General features: G+C 41.0%; 16 protein-coding genes. 3 read left to right on the top strand and 13 right to left on the bottom strand.

Going from position 1 to position 20,057, the window contains the following annotated elements:
* Positions 1 to 93: 93 nt before the first annotated feature.
* Entirely contained in the window at positions 94 to 1,332 is a 1,239-nt protein-coding gene (locus DW005_RS12485; protein ID WP_117479879.1) for a glycoside hydrolase family 27 protein, read from the bottom strand.
* 170 nt (positions 1,333 to 1,502) lie between these two features.
* Between DW005_RS12485 and trkA the strand changes: the two genes are divergently transcribed.
* Together trkA and DW005_RS12475 are read left to right on the top strand one after the other, a co-directional pair.
* Positions 1,503 to 2,897, top strand: a complete 1,395-nt coding sequence (gene trkA, locus DW005_RS12480) for a Trk system potassium transporter TrkA (RefSeq protein ID WP_242989471.1) — start codon at positions 1,503 to 1,505, stop codon at positions 2,895 to 2,897.
* Between the two features lie 6 nt (positions 2,898 to 2,903).
* Positions 2,904 to 4,373 carry a TrkH family potassium uptake protein gene (locus DW005_RS12475; protein ID WP_117479877.1) on the top strand — a complete coding sequence of 490 codons (1,470 nt, stop codon included), beginning with the start codon at positions 2,904 to 2,906 and terminating at the stop codon, positions 4,371 to 4,373.
* 319 nt (positions 4,374 to 4,692) lie between these two features.
* Here the strand turns inward: DW005_RS12475 and DW005_RS12470 are convergent, their stop codons facing one another.
* The 12 genes from DW005_RS12470 to DW005_RS12415 all read right to left on the bottom strand — a co-directional run bounded on the left by DW005_RS12470 (position 4,693) and on the right by DW005_RS12415 (position 18,819).
* The gene (locus tag DW005_RS12470; protein WP_022376752.1) at positions 4,693 to 5,703 is read right to left on the bottom strand and encodes a GGGtGRT protein; all 1,011 of its coding nucleotides are present in this window, start codon (positions 5,701 to 5,703) and stop codon (positions 4,693 to 4,695) included.
* 18 nt (positions 5,704 to 5,721) lie between these two features.
* Entirely contained in the window at positions 5,722 to 6,426 is a 705-nt protein-coding gene (locus DW005_RS12465) for a hypothetical protein (RefSeq protein WP_022376751.1), read from the bottom strand.
* A 64-nt stretch (positions 6,427 to 6,490) separates the two neighbouring features.
* Entirely contained in the window at positions 6,491 to 7,156 is a 666-nt protein-coding gene (locus DW005_RS12460) for a UDP-N-acetylglucosamine pyrophosphorylase (protein ID WP_117479875.1), read from the bottom strand.
* A gap of 20 nt (positions 7,157 to 7,176) precedes the next feature.
* Positions 7,177 to 8,355 carry a YARHG domain-containing protein gene (locus DW005_RS12455; RefSeq protein WP_117479881.1) on the bottom strand — a complete coding sequence of 393 codons (1,179 nt, stop codon included), beginning with the start codon at positions 8,353 to 8,355 and terminating at the stop codon, positions 7,177 to 7,179.
* Between the two features lie 218 nt (positions 8,356 to 8,573).
* Positions 8,574 to 9,137 (bottom strand): hypothetical protein, encoded by a 564-nt coding sequence (locus DW005_RS12450; RefSeq protein ID WP_117479873.1) that lies wholly within the window; start codon positions 9,135 to 9,137, stop codon positions 8,574 to 8,576.
* Between the two features lie 45 nt (positions 9,138 to 9,182).
* Positions 9,183 to 11,249, bottom strand: a complete 2,067-nt coding sequence (locus tag DW005_RS12445; RefSeq protein ID WP_117479871.1) for a DNA topoisomerase — start codon at positions 11,247 to 11,249, stop codon at positions 9,183 to 9,185.
* 11 nt (positions 11,250 to 11,260) lie between these two features.
* A complete protein-coding gene (locus tag DW005_RS12440) occupies positions 11,261 to 11,902 on the bottom strand; it encodes a lactate utilization protein (protein ID WP_117479869.1) in 642 nt (213 codons plus the stop codon).
* Between the two features lie 82 nt (positions 11,903 to 11,984).
* Positions 11,985 to 13,223 carry a serine hydroxymethyltransferase gene (gene glyA / locus DW005_RS12435; RefSeq protein ID WP_022376745.1) on the bottom strand — a complete coding sequence of 413 codons (1,239 nt, stop codon included), beginning with the start codon at positions 13,221 to 13,223 and terminating at the stop codon, positions 11,985 to 11,987.
* A 34-nt stretch (positions 13,224 to 13,257) separates the two neighbouring features.
* Positions 13,258 to 14,529 (bottom strand): phosphoribosylamine--glycine ligase, encoded by a 1,272-nt coding sequence (gene purD, locus DW005_RS12430; RefSeq protein ID WP_022376744.1) that lies wholly within the window; start codon positions 14,527 to 14,529, stop codon positions 13,258 to 13,260.
* Positions 14,530 to 14,547: 18 nt separating this feature from the next.
* Positions 14,548 to 15,171 carry a phosphoribosylglycinamide formyltransferase gene (gene purN / locus DW005_RS12425; protein WP_117479867.1) on the bottom strand — a complete coding sequence of 208 codons (624 nt, stop codon included), beginning with the start codon at positions 15,169 to 15,171 and terminating at the stop codon, positions 14,548 to 14,550.
* The gene (purM, locus tag DW005_RS12420; protein WP_117479865.1) at positions 15,165 to 16,196 is read right to left on the bottom strand and encodes a phosphoribosylformylglycinamidine cyclo-ligase; all 1,032 of its coding nucleotides are present in this window, start codon (positions 16,194 to 16,196) and stop codon (positions 15,165 to 15,167) included. The genes purN and purM overlap by 7 nt, the downstream gene beginning before the upstream one ends.
* 64 nt (positions 16,197 to 16,260) lie before the next feature.
* Positions 16,261 to 18,819, bottom strand: coding sequence for a hypothetical protein (locus tag DW005_RS12415; RefSeq protein WP_117479863.1), 2,559 nt, complete (start codon positions 18,817 to 18,819; stop codon positions 16,261 to 16,263).
* 168 nt (positions 18,820 to 18,987) lie between these two features.
* On the opposite strand from DW005_RS12415, the gene DW005_RS12410 reads away from it, so the two are divergent.
* Positions 18,988 to 19,965, top strand: a complete 978-nt coding sequence (locus tag DW005_RS12410) for an aldolase catalytic domain-containing protein (protein ID WP_117479861.1) — start codon at positions 18,988 to 18,990, stop codon at positions 19,963 to 19,965.
* The last annotated feature ends 92 nt before the right edge of the window (positions 19,966 to 20,057 follow it).

Raw genomic sequence — 20,057 nt, 5'->3', positions numbered from 1 at the left:
CTGTTTGGGAACACACCTGCATAGCAGGTGGTTTATTTTTATTGCCAATACAACAAAAAAGCAAGCCTCATAAGCAGACTTGCTTTTTTAATACTAAATTTCCAAAAGAACGCAGCCATGTGCAGAAATTGCTGTCTTTTGATTTGTTTGGATTTTTTCTCCTGTCCATAAGTCATTTGCAAATTCTTTTTCCTGAATCTCAAGTAATTCACTGATATTTACCATGCAGTCAAAACCGGATACATTGAAAATGGCCGCATAATCTCCTGTTTTCCATACAATCACCGTATCATCTCTAATTATCTCTTTTGCCTGTCCTGCCGGTAGTTCAAACAATGCAAGTACCTTTTGGTTGCATAACAGCGATAATGTTTCTTCATCCAATTTGGTTAATTCTGCCCCGAGCATAAGCGGTGACTGGAATATACACCAAAGTGTCATCATTGTCTTCTGCTCATCATAGGTAAGTGCTGACTTTCTTTCATCGCCAAAACCCTTTCCAATCATTCCAAACGGAAGCATATCGCAGTCCGGATATCCACCTTCTCTGGTCAGCCCCTGCCAGTTGTGACAACGGTCAAACATATCGCGAAGCGATTCCCAATTATCCCACAAATCATCGGTAATGCGCCACATATTTGCATTTTCATGATAAAACTCATTTTCCTCTACAAGTGCCGGTCCCGGGGACAAACTTAATACAATATCTCTGCCACATTTTTCAATCGCCCGATGAAGCATTTTAATCTCCTCTTTGGAGGAATCTGCATCCATACGACAGATGTCGTCACATTTAATAAAATCAACTCCCCAGTCCGCATAAAGAGAAACAATGGAATCATAATACTCCTGCGCCCCCTCAACACCCGGTGTTACGCCATACATATCGGGATTCCATCCGCAAATCGAATAAGCGTCTGCAATTTCATTTGCTGTTTTATCGGTGCCAAGAATTTTTGTCCTTTGATATGCTGCCTGACGTGGAATTCCTCTCATAATATGAATTCCGAATTTCAGTCCAAGCCCGTGCACATAATCCGCCAATGGGCCAAAACCTTTGCCATCGGCAGAGGATGGAAAGCGTTTAACACATGGCAGTAAACGACTATATTCATCCATCTCCACATGGCAGAACGGAACATACTGAAAGCGCTCTCTCTGCTCGCCGGCCTCATAGGAATACCAGGCAATATCAACAACTACATATTCCCATCCATATTCCTTTAAGTGAGCCGCCATATAATCAGCGTTTCCCCGAACCTGCTCCTCATTTACGGTTGTGTCATAATAATCATAACTATTCCAGCCCATCGGCGGTTTCTTTAAGTTCATGTATACAATCCTCCTATTTTTTCTCTATCGTACTATTTTTTCTCTATTTTTTCTATATTTTTTTGTGACAATACCATGTTAAAATGTGATATTTACGTTCAAATTCCTATGGTTGTATTTTTTTTCGTTCGTGCTATAATAGATACAGACTTTTGGAGGTATAGATTATTATGAAAATCAGTAATAAGATGCAATCAAAAAATGGCCTGAATATTATTATTGTTGGATGTGGAAAAGTGGGAATGACCCTAATCGAGCAATTAAGCAAAGAAGGCCATGACATTACCATTATTGATAAAAATGCAGCGAAGGTTCAGGAAATGTCCAATCTGTATGATATTATGGGGCTGGTCGGAAATGGTGCCAGTTATAGTGTACAGATGGAGGCCGGAATTGAAAACGCTGATTTAATTATTGCGGTAACAGCTTCTGATGAATTAAACCTGTTATGCTGTACAGTTGCCAAACAAGTCGGAGACTGTGCTGCGATTGCTCGTGTCCGCACACCGGATTACAGCAAAGAAGCCGGATACCTAAGAGAAAAACTTGGTCTCACCATGATTATTAATCCGGAATTAGAAGCTTCCCTTGAGACAGCCCGTATTCTTTATCTGCCAACAGCGTTAGAAGTAAACTCTTTTGCTCATGGTCAGGCAGAAATTGTAAAATTTAAAATTCCGGATGGAAATTTATTAGACGGAATGACAATTGCCACTTTAGGAAAAAGTATTACAAATGAAATTCTTATCTGCGCCATCGAACGTGAAGGTGAAGTTTATATCCCAGGCGGTAATTTCCAAATGGCAAAGGACGATATTGTTTCTTTTGTTGCTCCAAGACGCCATATCCGCAGTTTTCTGAAAAAAATCGGCTTTAAAACCAAACAAGTAAAAGATGCTATGATTGTCGGTGGTGGAAAAGCTTCTTACTATTTAGCCAAACAGTTAATTGCCATGGGAATCGATGTAAAAATCATTGAACAGAACAAGGAACGCTGCGAGGAATTAAGTATTTTACTGCCGGAAGCAATTATTATTAATGGAGACGGCACGGATGAGGAAGTTTTACGTGAAGAGGGAATTGAATATGCACAGGCATTTATTCCATTGACCGGTATTGATGAGGAAAATATTATGCTGACACTCCATGCAAAACAAGTTTCCAATGCAAAATTGATAACTAAAATCAATCGAAGCACTTTTAAAAATGTAATTAGTAAGTTGGATTTGGGAAGTGTAATATATCCACGTTACATTACATCCGAAGCGATTATTGCCTATGTACGTGCGAAAAAGAATTCGACAAACAGTAATATTGAAACTTTATATCATATGTTTGATAACCGCGCAGAAGCCATTGAATTTCGTGTTGATGAACCATCTTCTGTTACCGGTATTCCACTGAAAGATTTGATGTTAAAAAATGATTTGCTGGTTTCTTTTATCTATCGAAACGGCAAGGTTCAAATTCCAAGTGGTTTGGACACCATTGAAGTTGGTGACACCGTTATGATTGTTACAACCCATACCGGTTTAGATAATATACAGGATATTATAAGGAGTTAATGAATTATGAATACATCAATTATCCGCTATATTGTCGGATATATTTTAAAGATTGAGGCAGCACTTTTACTGATTCCTTCCATTGTAGCTGCTATTTACCGCGAACCGGAGGGGTTATGTTATCTTTCTGTTTCCGCTCTGTGCATCTTCCTTGGTGTACTCCTCTCTTTTCGGAAACCGAAAAATCATGTTTTTTATTTAAAAGAAGGCTGTGTTGCCACATCCTTAAGCTGGATTGTACTCAGTTTTTTTGGTTCCATTCCATTTTTACTGACCGGTGAAATCACATCCGTACCGGATGCTTTATTTGAAACCATTTCCGGTTTCACAACAACCGGAGCCAGTGTTTTAAATAATGTGGAAACACTTTCCCACTGCTCGCTTTTCTGGCGCAGTTTCACACATTGGGTTGGCGGCATGGGTGTTCTGGTCTTTTTGCTTGCTGTCATTCCACTGAGCGGCGGTTCGCATATAAATCTGATGCGCGCAGAAAGCCCGGGACCATCTGTGGAAAAACTGGTACCAAAAGTCCGTTCAACTGCCCGGATTCTTTATGTTATTTATTTGACACTCACCATCATTGAGATTGTTTTACTTCTCCTTGGTAACATGCCTTTATTTGATTCCCTCACCATCAGTTTTGGTACAGCAGGGACCGGTGGTTTTGGAATTAAAAATGACAGTATGGGCAGTTATTCGGCTTATTTACAATGGGTTGTTACTATTTTTATGATTTTGTTTGGTGTGAATTTTAATGCCTTTTACCTGATTTTATACCGTAAATTTAAAAAGGCATTCCGCATGGAAGAAGTCAGATATTACTTTTTAATCATCTTCGCTTCCATCGCAATTATCACTATGCAGATTCTCCATACCTCTGCCGGTATTTTTGATGCACTGCGCCACGCTTCTTTCCAGGTGGCATCCATCATTACAACAACCGGTTATTCAACCATTGATTTTAACCTATGGTCACAGACATGTAAAACGATATTAATTCTCTTGATGTTTGTCGGTGCTTGTGCAGGCAGTACCGGAGGCGGAATCAAGGTGTCACGTTTTGTCATTCTTTGCAAAACCGTGAAAAAAGAACTGAATTCCTATATTCATCCTAAGAGCATTAAAAAGATTAATTTTGAACATAAGACTGTAGAACATGAAGTAGTTCGTGCTACAAATGTGTATTTTATTACCTTTATGATTCTGTTCGCGTTTTCTGTGTTTGCAATTTCCTTTGATGGCAATGACTTAATTACGAACTTTACTGCCGTGGCAGCTACAATTAATAATATTGGTCCCGGTCTTGAACTAGTCGGCCCTACCCAAAACTTCGGATTGTTTAGCGGATTTTCCAAATTTGTCCTGATGTTTGATATGCTTGCCGGACGATTGGAGTTATTCCCGCTTCTCCTTCTGTTCCATCCTACTTTGTGGAAGGAAATTGCTTCCGGGAAGATAAGGAAGTTAAAGAAGTAAGTTGTTTTCTAAATTAATATTATGTATTTCCGTAATTTAACAGAATCCGGTTACCTTCTCGTGGGCGCTCCCGCTTGTTGAGATGCGTAGCAGCAGGGGTACTGAAACTACCAGTACCTCCTGCTGACGCACTCAAAACCCACGTGAAGATAACCGGATTCTGTTAAATTACTGGAACGCTAATGATATGAATTTTAGAAATAACTTACAAACTTTTGTCTGTAAATTTGTTAAAGAAATACAATGAGAGGAACTTGTCAAAACAAATTGACAAGTTCCTCTCACTATAATTTATTATCGGTAAATAATGTTTCTAGAATTAGAATTTACCAGCTTCTGCGGCTTCCTGGATGGAAACGGCTACGGCTACGGTCATACCAACCATTGGGTTGTTACCGGCACCGATAAGTCCCATCATCTCTACGTGAGCAGGTACAGAAGAAGAACCAGCAAACTGTGCATCACTGTGCATACGTCCTAATGTATCTGTCATACCATAAGAAGCAGGACCGGCTGCCATGTTATCTGGGTGAAGTGTACGACCTGTACCACCACCGGATGCTACGGAGAAGTACTTCTTGCCCTGTTCAATACACTCTTTCTTATAAGTTCCTGCAACCGGATGCTGGAAACGAGTAGGGTTTGTGGAGTTACCGGTAATCGATACGTCTACGCCCTCTTTGTGCATGATCGCAACACCTTCCTGAACATCATTTGCACCATAGCAGTTAACTTTAGCACGAAGACCTTCCGAATAAGATTTACGGAATACTTCTTTTACTTCGTTCTTATATGGGTCATACTCTGTCTCAACAAATGTAAATCCGTTAATACGAGAAATAATCTGTGCAGCGTCTTTTCCAAGACCATTCAAGATAACACGAAGTGGTTTTTTACGAACTTTGTTTGCCTTCTCAGCAATACCGATAGCACCTTCTGCTGCGGCAAAGGACTCATGTCCTGCAAGGAAACAGAAACACTCTGTCTCTTCTTCCAGAAGCATTTTACCAAGGTTACCATGTCCAAGACCTACTTTACGTGTATCAGCTACTGAACCAGGAATACAAAATGCCTGAAGTCCGATACCGATTGCTGCTGCTGCATCTGCTGCTCTCTTGCATCCTTTTTTGATTGCAATTGCAGCACCTACTGTATATGCCCAGCAAGCATTTTCAAAACAAATTGGCTGAATACCTTTAATCTGGTCATATACATTCAAACCAGCGTCTTTCGTAATCTTCTCTGCTTCTTCGATAGAGGAGATACCATACTCAGCTAATACGCCATTGATTTTATCAATTCTTCTTTCATATGATTCAAATAAAGCCATTATTCTATCCTCCTCTATTTATTTAAGAACTTCATCTGTTCTAGGGTCGATGATTTTAACTGCATCATCTACACGGCCATACTGTCCGCAAGCCTTCTCGTAAGCAGTATTCGGGTCATCACCTTTTTTGATGAAATCTGTCATTTTACCAAGACTTACAAATTTGTAACCAATAATCATATCTTCCTCATCAAGAGCGATTCCGGTAACATAACCTTCTGCCATCTCCAAGTAACGAGGACCTTTTTTCAATGTACCATACATCGTACCAACCTGAGAACGAAGTCCTTTACCAAGGTCTTCCAATCCGGCACCGATTGGCAAACCATCTTCTGAGAATGCACTCTGTGTTCTACCATATACAATCTGCAAGAACAACTCTCTCATAGCAGTATTGATAGCGTCACATACAAGGTCAGTATTCAAAGCTTCCATAACGGTTCTTCCCGGAAGAATCTCAGATGCCATAGCTGCGGAATGAGTCATACCGGAACATCCGATAGTCTCAACCAAAGCTTCCTGAATAATACCCTCTTTTACATTCAATGTAAGTTTGCATGCTCCCTGCTGAGGTGCGCACCAGCCTACACCATGTGTCAAACCAGAGATATCTTTAACTTCTTTTGCTTTTACCCATTTTGCTTCTTCTGGAATCGGTGCACAACCATGGTTCACACCCTGAGCAACTGGGCACATGTTTTCTACTTCTTGTGAATAAATCATGTCATAACTCCTTTCAGAATTTTGTTCCTATACTTAAAAAGCATACAATATTTCGACATCTTTGTCAATGTTTCGAGACGACTTCGCCCTGTTTTTTGTAAATGCTGCCAGCCGGTATCACTCCTCGAACACTGGACAATGGATATACATTGCTGTTTGCTCCGATAATAGAACCCGGATTTAAAATACTGCCACATCCAACTTCCACACAGTCTCCCAAAATCGCTCCCATTTTTTTCAGACCGGTTTCAATTTTTTCCTCACCGGATTTAATTACAACCAAAGTTTTGTCCGATTTTACATTGGATGTAATGGAGCCGGCTCCCATATGGGACTTAAATCCCAAAACCGAATCTCCTACATAGTTATAATGAGGAACCTGAACCTTATCAAATAAGATGACGTTTTTCAACTCGGTTGAATTTCCAACAACTGCGCCTTTTCCAACAATGGCATTTCCTCGGATAAATGCACAGTGACGGATTTCCGCCTCTTCATCAATAATCGCCGGACCATGAATGTATGCAGACGGTGCAACACTAGCAGATTTCGCAATCCAGATATTATCCTCTCTGCACTCAAACTTATCTGCCGGCAATGTTTTTCCAAGTTCTAAAATAAACTCACTAATCTTTGGAAGCACCTCATACGGATAGGTCACTCCCTCAAAAATTTTTTCTGCAACTGTATGTCCTTTTTCAAATAAAACATCACATGCAATTTCTTTCATTAATTCTGCCCCCTATGGATTTATTTGTTTTCGTATTTCTTCAATAAGTCACGGTTCTTAATTTCATACTTATTAAAGAAAAAGCTATCGCCTTTTTTATCCCACTGTTTCGGAGAATATTTTGGAACATACCAGTCTTTGCTTTCAAAATATTCCTGAAGTTCCTTGGATTTGAATTTGCGTCCATGTCTTGCATATAATTCATTTTTTGCAAGATTGATTTCGGATTTACTCATACCGCTTAAATCACTGTTTGTTAAATACTCAGTATCACTGTTTGGAAATATGTAAGTATCATCATCAATCGCAGTATCATCATCCTCAATGTCCTCATCCGCATCATCAAAGTCTTCAAATTCTTCACTATCTCCAACATCAGATGGTGCTTCTGTCGGTTCTGTACCCCAGAAAGAATCCTGTGTCGGTGTAGGCGTAGGCGATGGACTTGGCGAAGGTGTTACTTCAATCTGGTTCGGAATCTGATGAGAAATGTTTTGACTAAAATGCAATTTCACATCATCGCTTCCTGTCATCACAAACTGGTCATCTGTCTCAAAATTTCCTGTATAAATCATGCCATCGCAAGTAATGGTATAACGGTCATTCGACTCCGTCCAATTTAATACTTTACTGCCTTCTCCGCCTCCAATCATCTGACCGGAACCATCCGCATTAATCGTCATTGTCAACCTGATATCATCCGCTTCTTTATCCTGCAAAACAGCGAGATCATGCAGAGACCGCAGCCCGTCTTCCGGCGTTGTGGCAGCAAACTCATACCATGTTCCCTCTAATTTTTTACCGGAATCCATAAATGGCAGTTTAATTACACCAGTAAGAATTAGAATAACAGCAATGCCAATCAAAATCACCGGGATTGTTATTCCAAGAATTAATCCAAGATGACTTTTCTTTTGCTTTTGCGGTTTCTGTGGCTTATTGAAAGATGTTTGTGCTGCCATGTTCTGTTTGGCTGCCTGTACTCTTTGCTGTGCCTGTGCTTCCTGCTGTGCCTGTGCTTCCTGTTGTGCCTGCACTTGTTGCTTTGCCTGCGCTTGTTTCTGTTGCTGCATTTTCTGTGCCATCTGCGCTTCTTGCTGCGCCTGCGCTGCTTTCATCAAATCACATCCGCACTGCTCACAGAATCGCGAACCCGGCTGGTTTTGATGACCACAATTCGGGCAAAATGTAATCTCCATAATCCTATTTCCTCTTTTCTTAATTATTAAGTTAAAATAACATAAGATATTATATCACTGCCGGTCTAATAATGTCTAGCAAGAAATTCCAATCAATTGAAACAGAATATTTGCTTTGCAAATATAGTTTCAATTGATTGGAATTTCTTGCTTTCATTTTAGTTCAAGAGGACACTTCCTGTGTTCTCTCTAGATGATAACTTCTCCTGCTGTGCTAATTAGTTGTTTTCTTTTGATGCAAGTAAAGCTTTTAATCGAGCGATTTCACTATCTCTTTGCGATAATTCCTCATCTTTTTTTGATAGTTCCTCATCCTTTTCCTGAGTTACCTTCGACAATTCCTCGTCTTTTTCCTGAACTACCTTTTTCAGCCTCTCAATTTCCTGCTCCTTGACTTCGTTCATACTATCCACGTATTCTTCCACCGTACCTTCTGATAACAACATAGGCTCTACCTCCGCTCGGTTTCGAATCAGAAACGAGCGCAAATGGTCTGCATCGATGCAATAGTCAACTGCTTTGTGTATTGCCTTTGCCAAGTCTCCGATTTCGTTATAGTTTTCCCGTATTTTTGAGATTAGTATAACATAATCTTTTAGCGTTTTGCAACCGTTTAATACATTTTCGTTCATACCATCGTTGATATTTAATACTTTTACAAAAAGTTCAAGACACTGCTCATTTCGCTGTTCGAGAATTACTTCATATTCTCTGGCTAGGTACAAAAGGCTCCGTAGTGGATAATTCAAGCAGACGGTGCTGCTGTGTTCAATTAAACACATTTTTTGCTTTTCACTCTCATCTTATGTCTCCTTTCCATTTTCACTTTACGCCTTCGTCGTTTTCTTCTTTCTCGTGGTCCGCTTTTTCTTATTTTCCCCTGCATGATGAGGCTGCACCGAACGATAAAAAGAATTCAGTTTTGCACGATAATCGCCGCCTTTTGCACGCTGTACCACCTGCTGCACAAAGGCTTCGAGTTTTTTCATGTAGTCACCCTCGCTGATTGAGCCATCCGCCACACCGGTTAAGCCCTTCTCCCAGCTTGCCGTCAAATTCGGCGAAATCATTTCCGGCATGGAACAAAATACAATGCCATAGACAAGTTCGCCCTTTAGCGTCGGTGTAATAATCTGATTCTTTTTGTTCAGATTCAGATATTCAATAGAAAACAACTTCTTCAAAATTTCCGCTCTCGTTGCACTTGTGCCAATGCCGCTTCCTTTAATCTGCTCTCGCAGTTCTTCATTCTCGATGAGCTGCCCGGCATTTTCCATTGCTAAAATCATAGAACCCGAATTATACCGTTTTGGCGGAGAAGTCTCCCCCTCTTTTACCGAACATTCGGTGAGAGAAACAGAGGTGCCTTTTTTTAAGAGATTAAGTACCTCTTTTAAGTCAAAACTCTCTTCTTTCTCTTCTTCTTTTTCTTCTGCCGAAAGAATCTCATCCGGATTTTTCTTTTTCGTAAAAGAATACTGGGTGACCGGTAAAAAACCCTCTTCTAAAAGCACTTTTGTCGATGTAAAAAATCGTTCTTCTCCTGCTTTTACTGTTACATTTAATTTTTGATAAACGGCAGGCGGATAAAAAATGCTCAAGAAACGGCGTACAATCACCTCATACATTTTGGTTTGCAATTCCCCCAGACGAGAGAGAGCATTAAGCCCCTGTCCGGTCGGAATAATCGCATAGTGGTCAGTAATCTGTTTGTCGTTTACATACCGTGTTTTCTCAAGTCCCTTATACGTCTGGTTTTGCGAAATATAAGGCAGGAAAGATGCCGTCATAGGATACCCCTGCAGTCCATTTAAGTTTTTCCCGATTTCTTTTGCCACCGCACTGGAAAGAACACGGGCATCGGTACGCGGATACGTTACTAACTTTTTCTCATAAAGTTCCTGAACAACCGAAAGTGTTTCATCAGGACTAATTTTAAAAAGTTTTGAGGCGGTGTTCTGAAGTTCCGCCAGATTAAATAAAAGAGGCGGATTCTTCTTTTCCTTCTTCTTTGCGACCTGCTCAATTTCCGATAAAACCGGCTCCGGCTGCATCAGAGAATCAATCAGAGCCAACGCATTTTCCTTTTCTTTAAAACCATTTTCTTTGTAAAGAGCCGGTGACTGATAGTATTTCGAGCCTTCTACCGCCTTCCATTCTCCCTGAAATTTTTTGCCCTGTAACTCAAAATTGCCAATCACACGGTAAAACGGCGTTTTGACAAAATCACGAATCTGCATTTCACGCTTTACCACCATGCCAAGTACACAAGTCATCACACGTCCAACAGACACTGACGTCCACTTCTGCCCCTTTAACGTATCATTCAGCCAAAAACCGTATTTCAAAGACAAAACACGGGAAAAATTAATTCCCATCAAATAATCTTCTTTAGCACGCAAATAAGCCGAACTGCTAATATTATCATATTCAGCCATCGGCTTTGCCTCTCGGATTCCGCGTAATATTTCTTCTTCCGTCTGGGAATCAATCCACACACGAAGTTTCTTTTTGTTAGCAGAAACCTGCGCCATCTGGTCTACCAGACGGTAAATGTATTCACCCTCCCGCCCGGAGTCGGTACAGATGTAAATGGTATCCACATCCTCACGGTTCAAAAGATAACTGACCGTATCAAACTGCTTTTTCACACCGGGAATTACTTCATATAAAAACTTCTCCGGTAAAAAAGGAAGGGTGTCTAACGACCATTTTTTCAAAGCAGCGTCATAAACTTCCGGATAACTCATCGTCACCAAATGACCAACACACCAAGTCACAATCGTATCTTCCGACTCAAGATATCCGTCTCCCCGTCTTCCATTTATCTTTAATATGCGGGCAAACTCCTGCGCCACACTTGGTTTCTCTGCTATAAAAACTCGTTTTGCCATGCTCTCACTCTCTAGTATCCTAATTCTTCTCCAACCAAAATAACTTTAATTCGATTTTTCACTCCACTGCGCCTTGTCACTACAAACTGACTGCAGATACAGTCCTCACCGTAGCAGTTTCCACACATACCATTTACTGCACAAGGTGTTTTTTTGTTCAGTCGGACTGCATTTGGCGGGCAGGCAGTAAGACGAACCCGTTTCAGACCGGATTCCACGTCCGTTACCACTTTGTTCATACCTGCAATAACAATCACATTTTCCGGTCCGTAACAGAGAAAACTCACACGGTTTGCCCTGCCATCAATATTAATCAGCTCACCGTCTGTGGTAATCGCATTTGTACTCATAAGAAAATAATCGGAATTAATCATTCTTGCCTTAATTTCTTTTTCCTCTTCCGGCGTAGAAAATGCGGTGCGGTCGATTACATCGCAGGGACTTTCCTTCAGCCAATCCATAATCCCAGTTTCCTGTAAGGTAACAGAGCCTCCATAACAAACCGATTTCCCCTGTGTAAGAAACTTTTCTTTCACAAGTGCTAATGCTTCTTCTTTTGTTTCTACATAAAATCCTTCCATCCGGCGTAACTTTAATTTCTCAATCATTTTCTCCGCCAGTATACGGTTTGCCGTCTTTTTTGCTTCCTGCATCGAATCACTCCTCGTAAATCATAAGTCTGGGCAGATACGCCCAGACTTACTGTTTTGTTCTATAAAAATATTGCACACGATTCTAGTACAATGGGTACTTATCCGTCAATTCCTTAACAATTGCCTTTGCTTTTTCTGTATTTGCTTCATGGTCATCAATCAGCATTGCAATTGCCTCAGCAATCTGATCCATATCATCCGGATTCATGCCACGGCTTGAAACCGCTGCTGTTCCCAGACGAATACCACTCGTTACAAATGGAGACTGTGGATCATTTGGAATTGTATTCTTATTTGCTGTGATATTAGCATCATCCAGCCATTTTTCTACTTCTTTACCGGTCAGACCTTTGGCAGCCAAATCAACCAACATCAAGTGGTTGTCCGTACCACCGGAAACAATATCAATGCCGCGTTTCTGCAATCCCTTGCAGAGAGCCTGTGCATTATCAATGATACGTTTTCCGTACTCTTTAAAACTTGGGTCCAATGCTTCTTTAAAGCAAAGTGCTTTAGCAGCAATCACATGCATCAAAGGACCACCCTGAATACCAGGGAAAATTGCTTTATTTAACTTATGCTCCGTGGCAAATTCTTCAGAAGAAAGAATCATACCGCCACGAGGTCCACGCAGTGTTTTGTGTGTTGTCGTTGTTGTTACATGAGCATATGGAATCGGGCTTTCATGATAACCGGAAGCAACCAGTCCTGCAATATGAGCCATATCTACCATCAGATAAGCACCAACTTCATCTGCAATTTCACGAAATCTTTTGAAATCAATCTTACGGCAGTAAGCACTTGCACCGGCAATAATCATTTTCGGTTTGCACTCTTTGGCAATGCGCTCTACTTCGTCATAATCAATAAATCCTGCGTCATTCACACCGTACGGTACGATGTGATAATAGGTTCCGGAAATATTTGCCGGGCTTCCATGAGAAAGATGCCCGCCGTGATCAAGGTTCATTCCCATAACTGTCTCGCCCGGTTTAACCAAAGCAAAGAATACAGCCATGTTTGCCTGGGCACCGGAATGTGGCTGAACATTTGCATAAGTACAGCCAAACAGTTTCTTTGCGCGGTCTCTTGCCAAATCTTCCACGATGTCCACATACTGGCATCCGCCATAATAACGTTTGCCCGGATAACCTTCTGCATATTTGTTTGTCAGTGTGCTTCCCATAGCAGCCATTACGGCTTTGCTGACAAAGTTTTCTGAAGCAATTAACTCAATGTGGTCATTCTGACGACCGGTTTCCTGTTCCATTGCTTTTGCCAATTCAGGATCGGCATTTTTTACCTCATCAAATGAATACATAAATTCTCTCCTTTTTTATTTATTGTAAAGCGTTTTACGCCTCATCAATTGCTTTTCCGATATCATGTCTCATATACTTATTTGAAAAATCAATCCAGTTTGTTGCTTCATAAGCATTCTTTCTTGCCTCTTTCAAATCTTTTCCCTTTGCCGTCACACCAAGTACGCGGCCTCCATTTGTCACGATGCCCTCATCCGTAAGTTTCGTGCCGGCATGGAATACATAATAACCATCTTTACCATCAAATTTTTCAAAACCTGTGATTACTTTGCCTTTTTCGTAATGCTCCGGGTAACCATCGGAAGCAAGTACAACACAAACCGCTGCATTGTCCTCAAATTGAAGGTCAATCTCATCGAGTTTACCATCGATGCAGGCATTCATCACATCAATAATATCATTTTTCATACGCGGAAGAACGACCTGAGCCTCCGGGTCACCAAATCTGGCATTGTACTCTAATACTTTTGGTCCATCTTCTGTAAGCATCAAGCCGACAAACAAAATTCCGACAAAATCTCTGCCTTCTTTTTTCATCGCATCCATCGTAGGCTGATATACTTTTTCTTCACAGAATTTCTGAACCTCATCCGTATAAAACGGACTTGGTGAAAAGGTACCCATTCCACCGGTGTTCAATCCCTTATCACCATCTTTGGCACGTTTGTGATCCTGTGCACTTGTCATTGGTTTGATATGTGTACCATCGCAATAACAAAGCACAGATACCTCACGTCCGGTCATAAACTCTTCAATAACAATTTCATTTCCGGCATCACCAAACTGCTTGTCTAACATCAATGTCTTAACACCAGCTTTTGCTTCTTCTAAGTTGTTGCAAATCAAAACACCTTTTCCAAGTGCAAGCCCGTCCGCCTTCAAAACAATTGGCATTTTTGCCGTCTCAAGATAAGCCAATGCCTCATCCGGATTCGTAAAGTTCTCATAGGCTGCCGTAGGAATGTTGTATTTCTTCATCAAATCTTTTGAAAATGCTTTGGAGCCTTCGATAATCGCTGCATTTTTTCTCGGTCCGAATACACGGAGTCCACGTGCCTCAAACACATCAACCACACCGCCTACCAATGGGTCATCCATACCGATAATCGTCAAATCAATCTGATTTTTTTCTGCAAAATCAGCCAGTTTGTCAAATTCCATTGCGGTAATATCAACACATTCTGCAATCTGTCCGATTCCGGCATTTCCCGGCGCACAATATATTTTTTCCACTTGATTACTTTTTGCTACACTTGCTGCAATGGCATGTTCACGGCCACCGCTTCCTACAATAAGAACTTTCACGAGATATCCTCCTAACTGTTATTTACGTTTTACAATTCCATCCACAATTTCTAATTTACCATTGGCAATTAAATCAATTGCTTCCGGAAGAATTTTCCATTCTGCCTGTTCCATCACACGCTTCTGCAACACTTCCGGCGTGTCATCATCAAGCACTTCTACTGCTTTTTGTGAAATAATCGGACCACTGTCGGTTCCCTCATCAACAAAATGAACCGTTGCCCCTGTCACTTTATTTCCTCTTGCCAAAACACTCTCATGCACCTTAAGTCCATAATATCCGGCACCGCAGTGCGACGGAATCAACGATGGATGAATATTTATGATACGGCCTTCAAACGCTTTTACAAAATTCTCCGGCAAAATCACAAGATATCCGGCTAACACAACCAAATCAATCTGTTTGTCATTTAAACAGTGAATCAGTGCTTCTCCAAAAGCATTTCGGTCTTCGTAATCTTTCGGAACGAGGACTTCGGATGGAATCCCTGCTTTTTTCGCACGCTCTAAGGCATACGCCCCTGGTTTATTACTGATAACAAGTGCAAGCTCCGTATTCGTAATCGTGCCCGCTGATACCGCATCAATAATTGCCTGAAGATTTGTTCCGCCACCGGATACACAAACGGCTGCTCTTAGCATAATGTAATTCCTTTCTCACCATCTACGATTTCACCCATGATATAAGGTGTCTCTCCGGCTGCTTTGATTGCCTCTACAGTCTTATCAACATCCTGTTTATCCACTGCTGTAATCATACCAACGCCCATGTTATATGTATTAAACATTGCCTCTTCTGCAATCGAGCCATCGGATGCAAGCATTTTGAAAATAGGCGGAATCACAAAACTATCTTTCTTAATTTTTGCATGAGTTCCCTCTTTTAACATTCTCGGAATGTTCTCATAGAAACCACCGCCTGTGATATGGCTGCATGCTTTAATCCGCACGCCTGCCTCTTTAATCTGACGGAGTGCTTTGACATAAATCTTTGTCGGAGTAAGAAGTGTCTCACCCAAAGTCAAGTCACTTTCAAGAGACTCATATTTCTGGTTTAATGTTTCTTCCTTCATGGAAAATACACTGCGGACCAGTGAATAACCATTACTGTGAATACCGGAAGAAGCCATACCTACTAAAACATCGCCGGCTTTCAAATCTTTGCCGGTAATCATATCTTTTTTATCTACGATACCAACAGAAAATCCTGCCAAATCATACTCGTCAATCGGATAAAAGCCAGGCATCTCAGCTGTCTCTCCACCAATCAGTGCGGAATCTGCCTGACGGCATCCGTCTGCTACACCACTTACAATTTTCGCAATTTTTTCCGGTTCATTTTTACCACATGCAATATAATCCAAGAAAAACAGCGGTTCACCACCGGCACATGCAATATCATTTACACACATTGCCACACAGTCAATACCAATTGTATCATGCTTATCCAAAATAAAAGCCAATTTAAGTTTTGTTCCTACACCATCTGTGCCGGAAACCAATGTTGGTTCTTCCATGCCAACAAACTTTTTCATCGAAAATGCACCTGAAAAACCACCGATATCCGTCAATACTTCCGGTCTCATAGTCGATGCAATGTGCTCTTTCATCAGCGATACTGCCTTATAACCTGCCTCAATGTCAACTCCTGCTTTTTTGTAATCCATCTTTGAAATTCCTCCTATATATTGTGCATATCAAAATTCATTGTACCATCTTTTGTACTATCGGTCAACGAATCTTAAATTTCATTTTTTTCGTACCGGAATAATTGCCGACACCTTTTACATAAAGAAGTGCCGTACCTTTTTTCTTGTTTTTCCGATAGGAAAGAATGTAATCTCTTTTTTTCTTTAACTTCTTTCCGCCAAGTTTCACCGTTACTTTCGGCTTAACAGCCTTACCGGTACGTGCATAAACTGCTTTCAAGCCGTTAACACTTGCTTTTTTCACAGAGGCACGGACAATCGTAAAGGAAGCCGTCAATGTACCGGAATAATTGCCTTTTCCAGTGACAACAATGCCGGCAGATCCACGTTTTTTATTGTTTTTATAAAGTAATGTATAATCGGTATTGTTCCTCAAAATCTTACCATTCCAAACAACCTGAATCAAAGGTTTCACCTGTTTTCCAGTATAACTGTATTTTGCTTTACATCCAGTAATTACCGCACTTGCCATTGTCTCCGGACGAATGGTAAAGGTTTTCGTAAGTGAATTTGTATAAACACCTTTGCCACAAATCACTACTTTTGCAGTACCAACATTTTTGTTTGATAAGTAGGTTACGGAATAATCCAAATCCTGCACAAGCTTAACTCCATTTAACGAAACAGTAAACGAAGGGGTCAGAGCAGTTCCGCTGTAACGATAGCTTCCAAGGGAAGATACTGTCGCTTTCGCAATGGAGAACTCCAATTTTGAAAGTGACGTCTCCGCTGTTTCCAATGTAGTCAAATTTGCCACATAAGCTTTCTGTGCCTCACTGAGCGCATCATAGGCCTTTCTTGCACTCTCAATGCGGTCTTTTGCCTTTGCATTCACCGTACCAATCTGATTGATCAATGAGGATACACGGAGTGCTGCATTCATATTTTCTGCATCTAACTGCCTCTCAATAGCCTCTAACTGATTCAAATAAGAGCTTCCAAAATATCTCTTCTGACGATCCGTCATCTGCTCGTAGTCTGCGCGGAGTTTTTTCACCGTATCCTCATCTAACAGAGAATAACCGCCCTCTCCGCTCCGGAGTGTATCAACCTGAATACGCAGGGCACTTGCCACCTGTACATCGGCATTAATCTCACGAAGAGAATCAATATTATAAATAGCTGCCTGTTTGTCCTCATCCAAAGACGCATATGCATTTAAAAGACTCTCAATCTGCAATTTCTTCGAACACATTAAAGCATCTTCCGTCTCTTCAATCTGTCGAATACTTTTAAGCATTTCCAAACGGTCGGTTGCTTCATCCAGTGTTGACAGATTCGAAATCAAATCCGATATATCACAAATTCCGCTGTAAGAATTAACAAATAAACGATAGGATTTGTATGCCTGCTCATAACGTTTGGTGAAATCTTCAAATTCATCATCCGACGCTGCCGTACCAATATCTGTAATCTGTTTTTTTACTTCCTCACAGTTTGTATTTAACAATACGGCATTGTTCATCTTTTTCACAAGTTCAGGTGCCACCAAATCCTGCTCATCCGCAGTAAGTTCCTGATTGTAGTAGCGGTAAGCACGAAGTGCCGCGGTAAGTTCTGTTTTATTCTTCGGCGTTTCTGAGGTCAATGCAATCATTTCCTCAAAGGTCTCAATGTTGCGGTACTGAGTCAGCACATACTGAATTGCCTCTCCACGGTAATAGTCGTAAACCGAAAGTGAAAAATTGCTGGCCGCACCGGCATCTACTGCATCCTGCAATACATCCAGTTTTTCTTTTACGGTATCGTCAAGAACATCATAGACACCTAAATCATCATACGCCTGCTCAACGTCTGCGATAATATTTGCTTTTTCATATTTCTCGTAATTTTCAAACAAGGAATTTTTCATTGCTTTGATTAAACAGTCTGCATATTTTGTATAACGGCGGAGTTCCGCAAATTTACTTTCATACAATCCATAGGCTGTTTTTGCGGACTGAACATCTTCTAAAAATAAGTTATAATCACCGGCAGAAGCATCTGCCTTTAGCATTTCAATTCGTAAAAATGCGCGATCTGCACTGTCTACCAGTTCCAAAAGTTCGCGAATCTGATTCAGTGCATTCACATCATCCGCATCCACTGCCGCTTTTATGTGAGCAGAAGCATTTGCATAACTCTCACTTGCCGTCTTATAATTTTCTCTTGTTAAAGGCCTTGCTAACATGGCATCTACTGCTGTATGAATCGGTGCTGCCAGTTCCTCTAATGCCGCATTCTGTGCATCGGCATAATCCTGATAGAATTTCTGCACGGACTGATAACGGGTAACGGTCTCTGTTGTTGTCTCATCCTCTCCCGGTACCTCCGATGTCGTCTTTGTGGCAACATACGCATCCAATGTGTCAATCTCAGATGTGCTAAGCCCCGTTTGAAGTAATTTTCCTAATTTATCCACTTCATCTGCCAGTTCTTCCGAAAATGTGTAATCTTCCGGCGCAGGTGCAGCAGTCAATATAGTATCAATACAAAGTTTTGCCTGCTCAAGTGCCGAAACTTCTTCTGCCGAAACCGGCATCACCGGCAGAATGCTTATCATCATCAATAGTGCACTCCATAAAGCAATCCATTTTTTCAATCTCATCATCCTCCATATTCCTATGCTTTCTCAACATCTGTTATTGGATGTTACAACAATATATTTTACCTTGTATTTGAAAAAATAGCAATAAGAAATCCTTTTCTTTCTATGAATTTTCTGATACAATAGGCAGGAAAGATAAAATTACAAAGGAGGTACACGAAAATGTCAAAGAAAAGAGGTTCTTTGCTTTCTTATCGCCCGGATATTAAAGTGGTAGATGCTACTCTTCGGGATGGAGGACTTGTGAATGATTTCCGTTTTACGGAAGATTTTGTACGTGATTTATACGCTGCGAATGTTGCAGCTGGCATAGATTATATGGAATTTGGCTATAAAGCATCCAAAGATATTTTTGACCCGAAAGATTTCGGACCATGGAAATTCTGTGAAGAGGCTGACCTTCGCAACATCGTTGGTGACAACGATACGGATATGAAAATTGCTGTTATGGCAGACGTTGGCCGATGCAATTACAAACGTGACATTATCCCACGTGAGGAAAGTGTCATTGATCTGGTTCGTATTGCAACATACATCAATACCATTCCGGCAGCTCTTGATATGGTAAGACACTGCAAAAATATGGGCTACGAAACAACGATTAACATTATGGCGATTTCCAACGCAAAGGAATCAGAAATCACAGAAGCACTGCAGCTGATTGGAGAAAGCGAAGTCGATGGTATTTACTTAGTAGACAGTTACGGCTCTCTCTATATGGAGCAGATTGATGACTTATCTGACCAATATTTGGAGGCAGCTGAAAATACTGGTAAATTTACCGGTATACATGCACATAACAACCAGCAGTTAGCCTTTGCCAACACAATCACCGCTCTTACCAGGGGTGTCAGCTACTTAGACGCCACTGTAAACGGCATGGGCCGCGGTGCCGGAAACTGTGCCAGCGAGCAGTTGTTAGGATTTTTGAAAAATCCTAAGTATGATATTATTCCGCTTCTTAAGTTTTTGGAAAAACATATCGTGCCCTTAAAAGAGTCCGGTGTTGTTTGGGGATATAACATTCCCTATCTTTTGACCGGTCAGATGAACCGTCACCCGCGTTCTGCGATTGCGGCAACAAAGGAAAAACGCACTGACTTTCTTAACTTTTACTTAGAATTAGGTGATAAAGACTGATATCCGATTTCAAAAAGAGGCATATCCTTTGATATGCCCCAGACTGTAGACAAAGTGGTGCTAGGACTGTTGTCCTGGCACCATTTTTTCTC

This window comes from Clostridium sp. AF36-4 (assembly GCF_003435975.1).
In the GTDB taxonomy this organism is placed as follows: Bacteria; Bacillota; Clostridia; order Lachnospirales; family Lachnospiraceae; genus Eubacterium_F.
The sequence above is the reverse complement of the archived record's forward strand: the minus strand, read 5'-3'. Positions and strand labels throughout refer to the sequence as shown.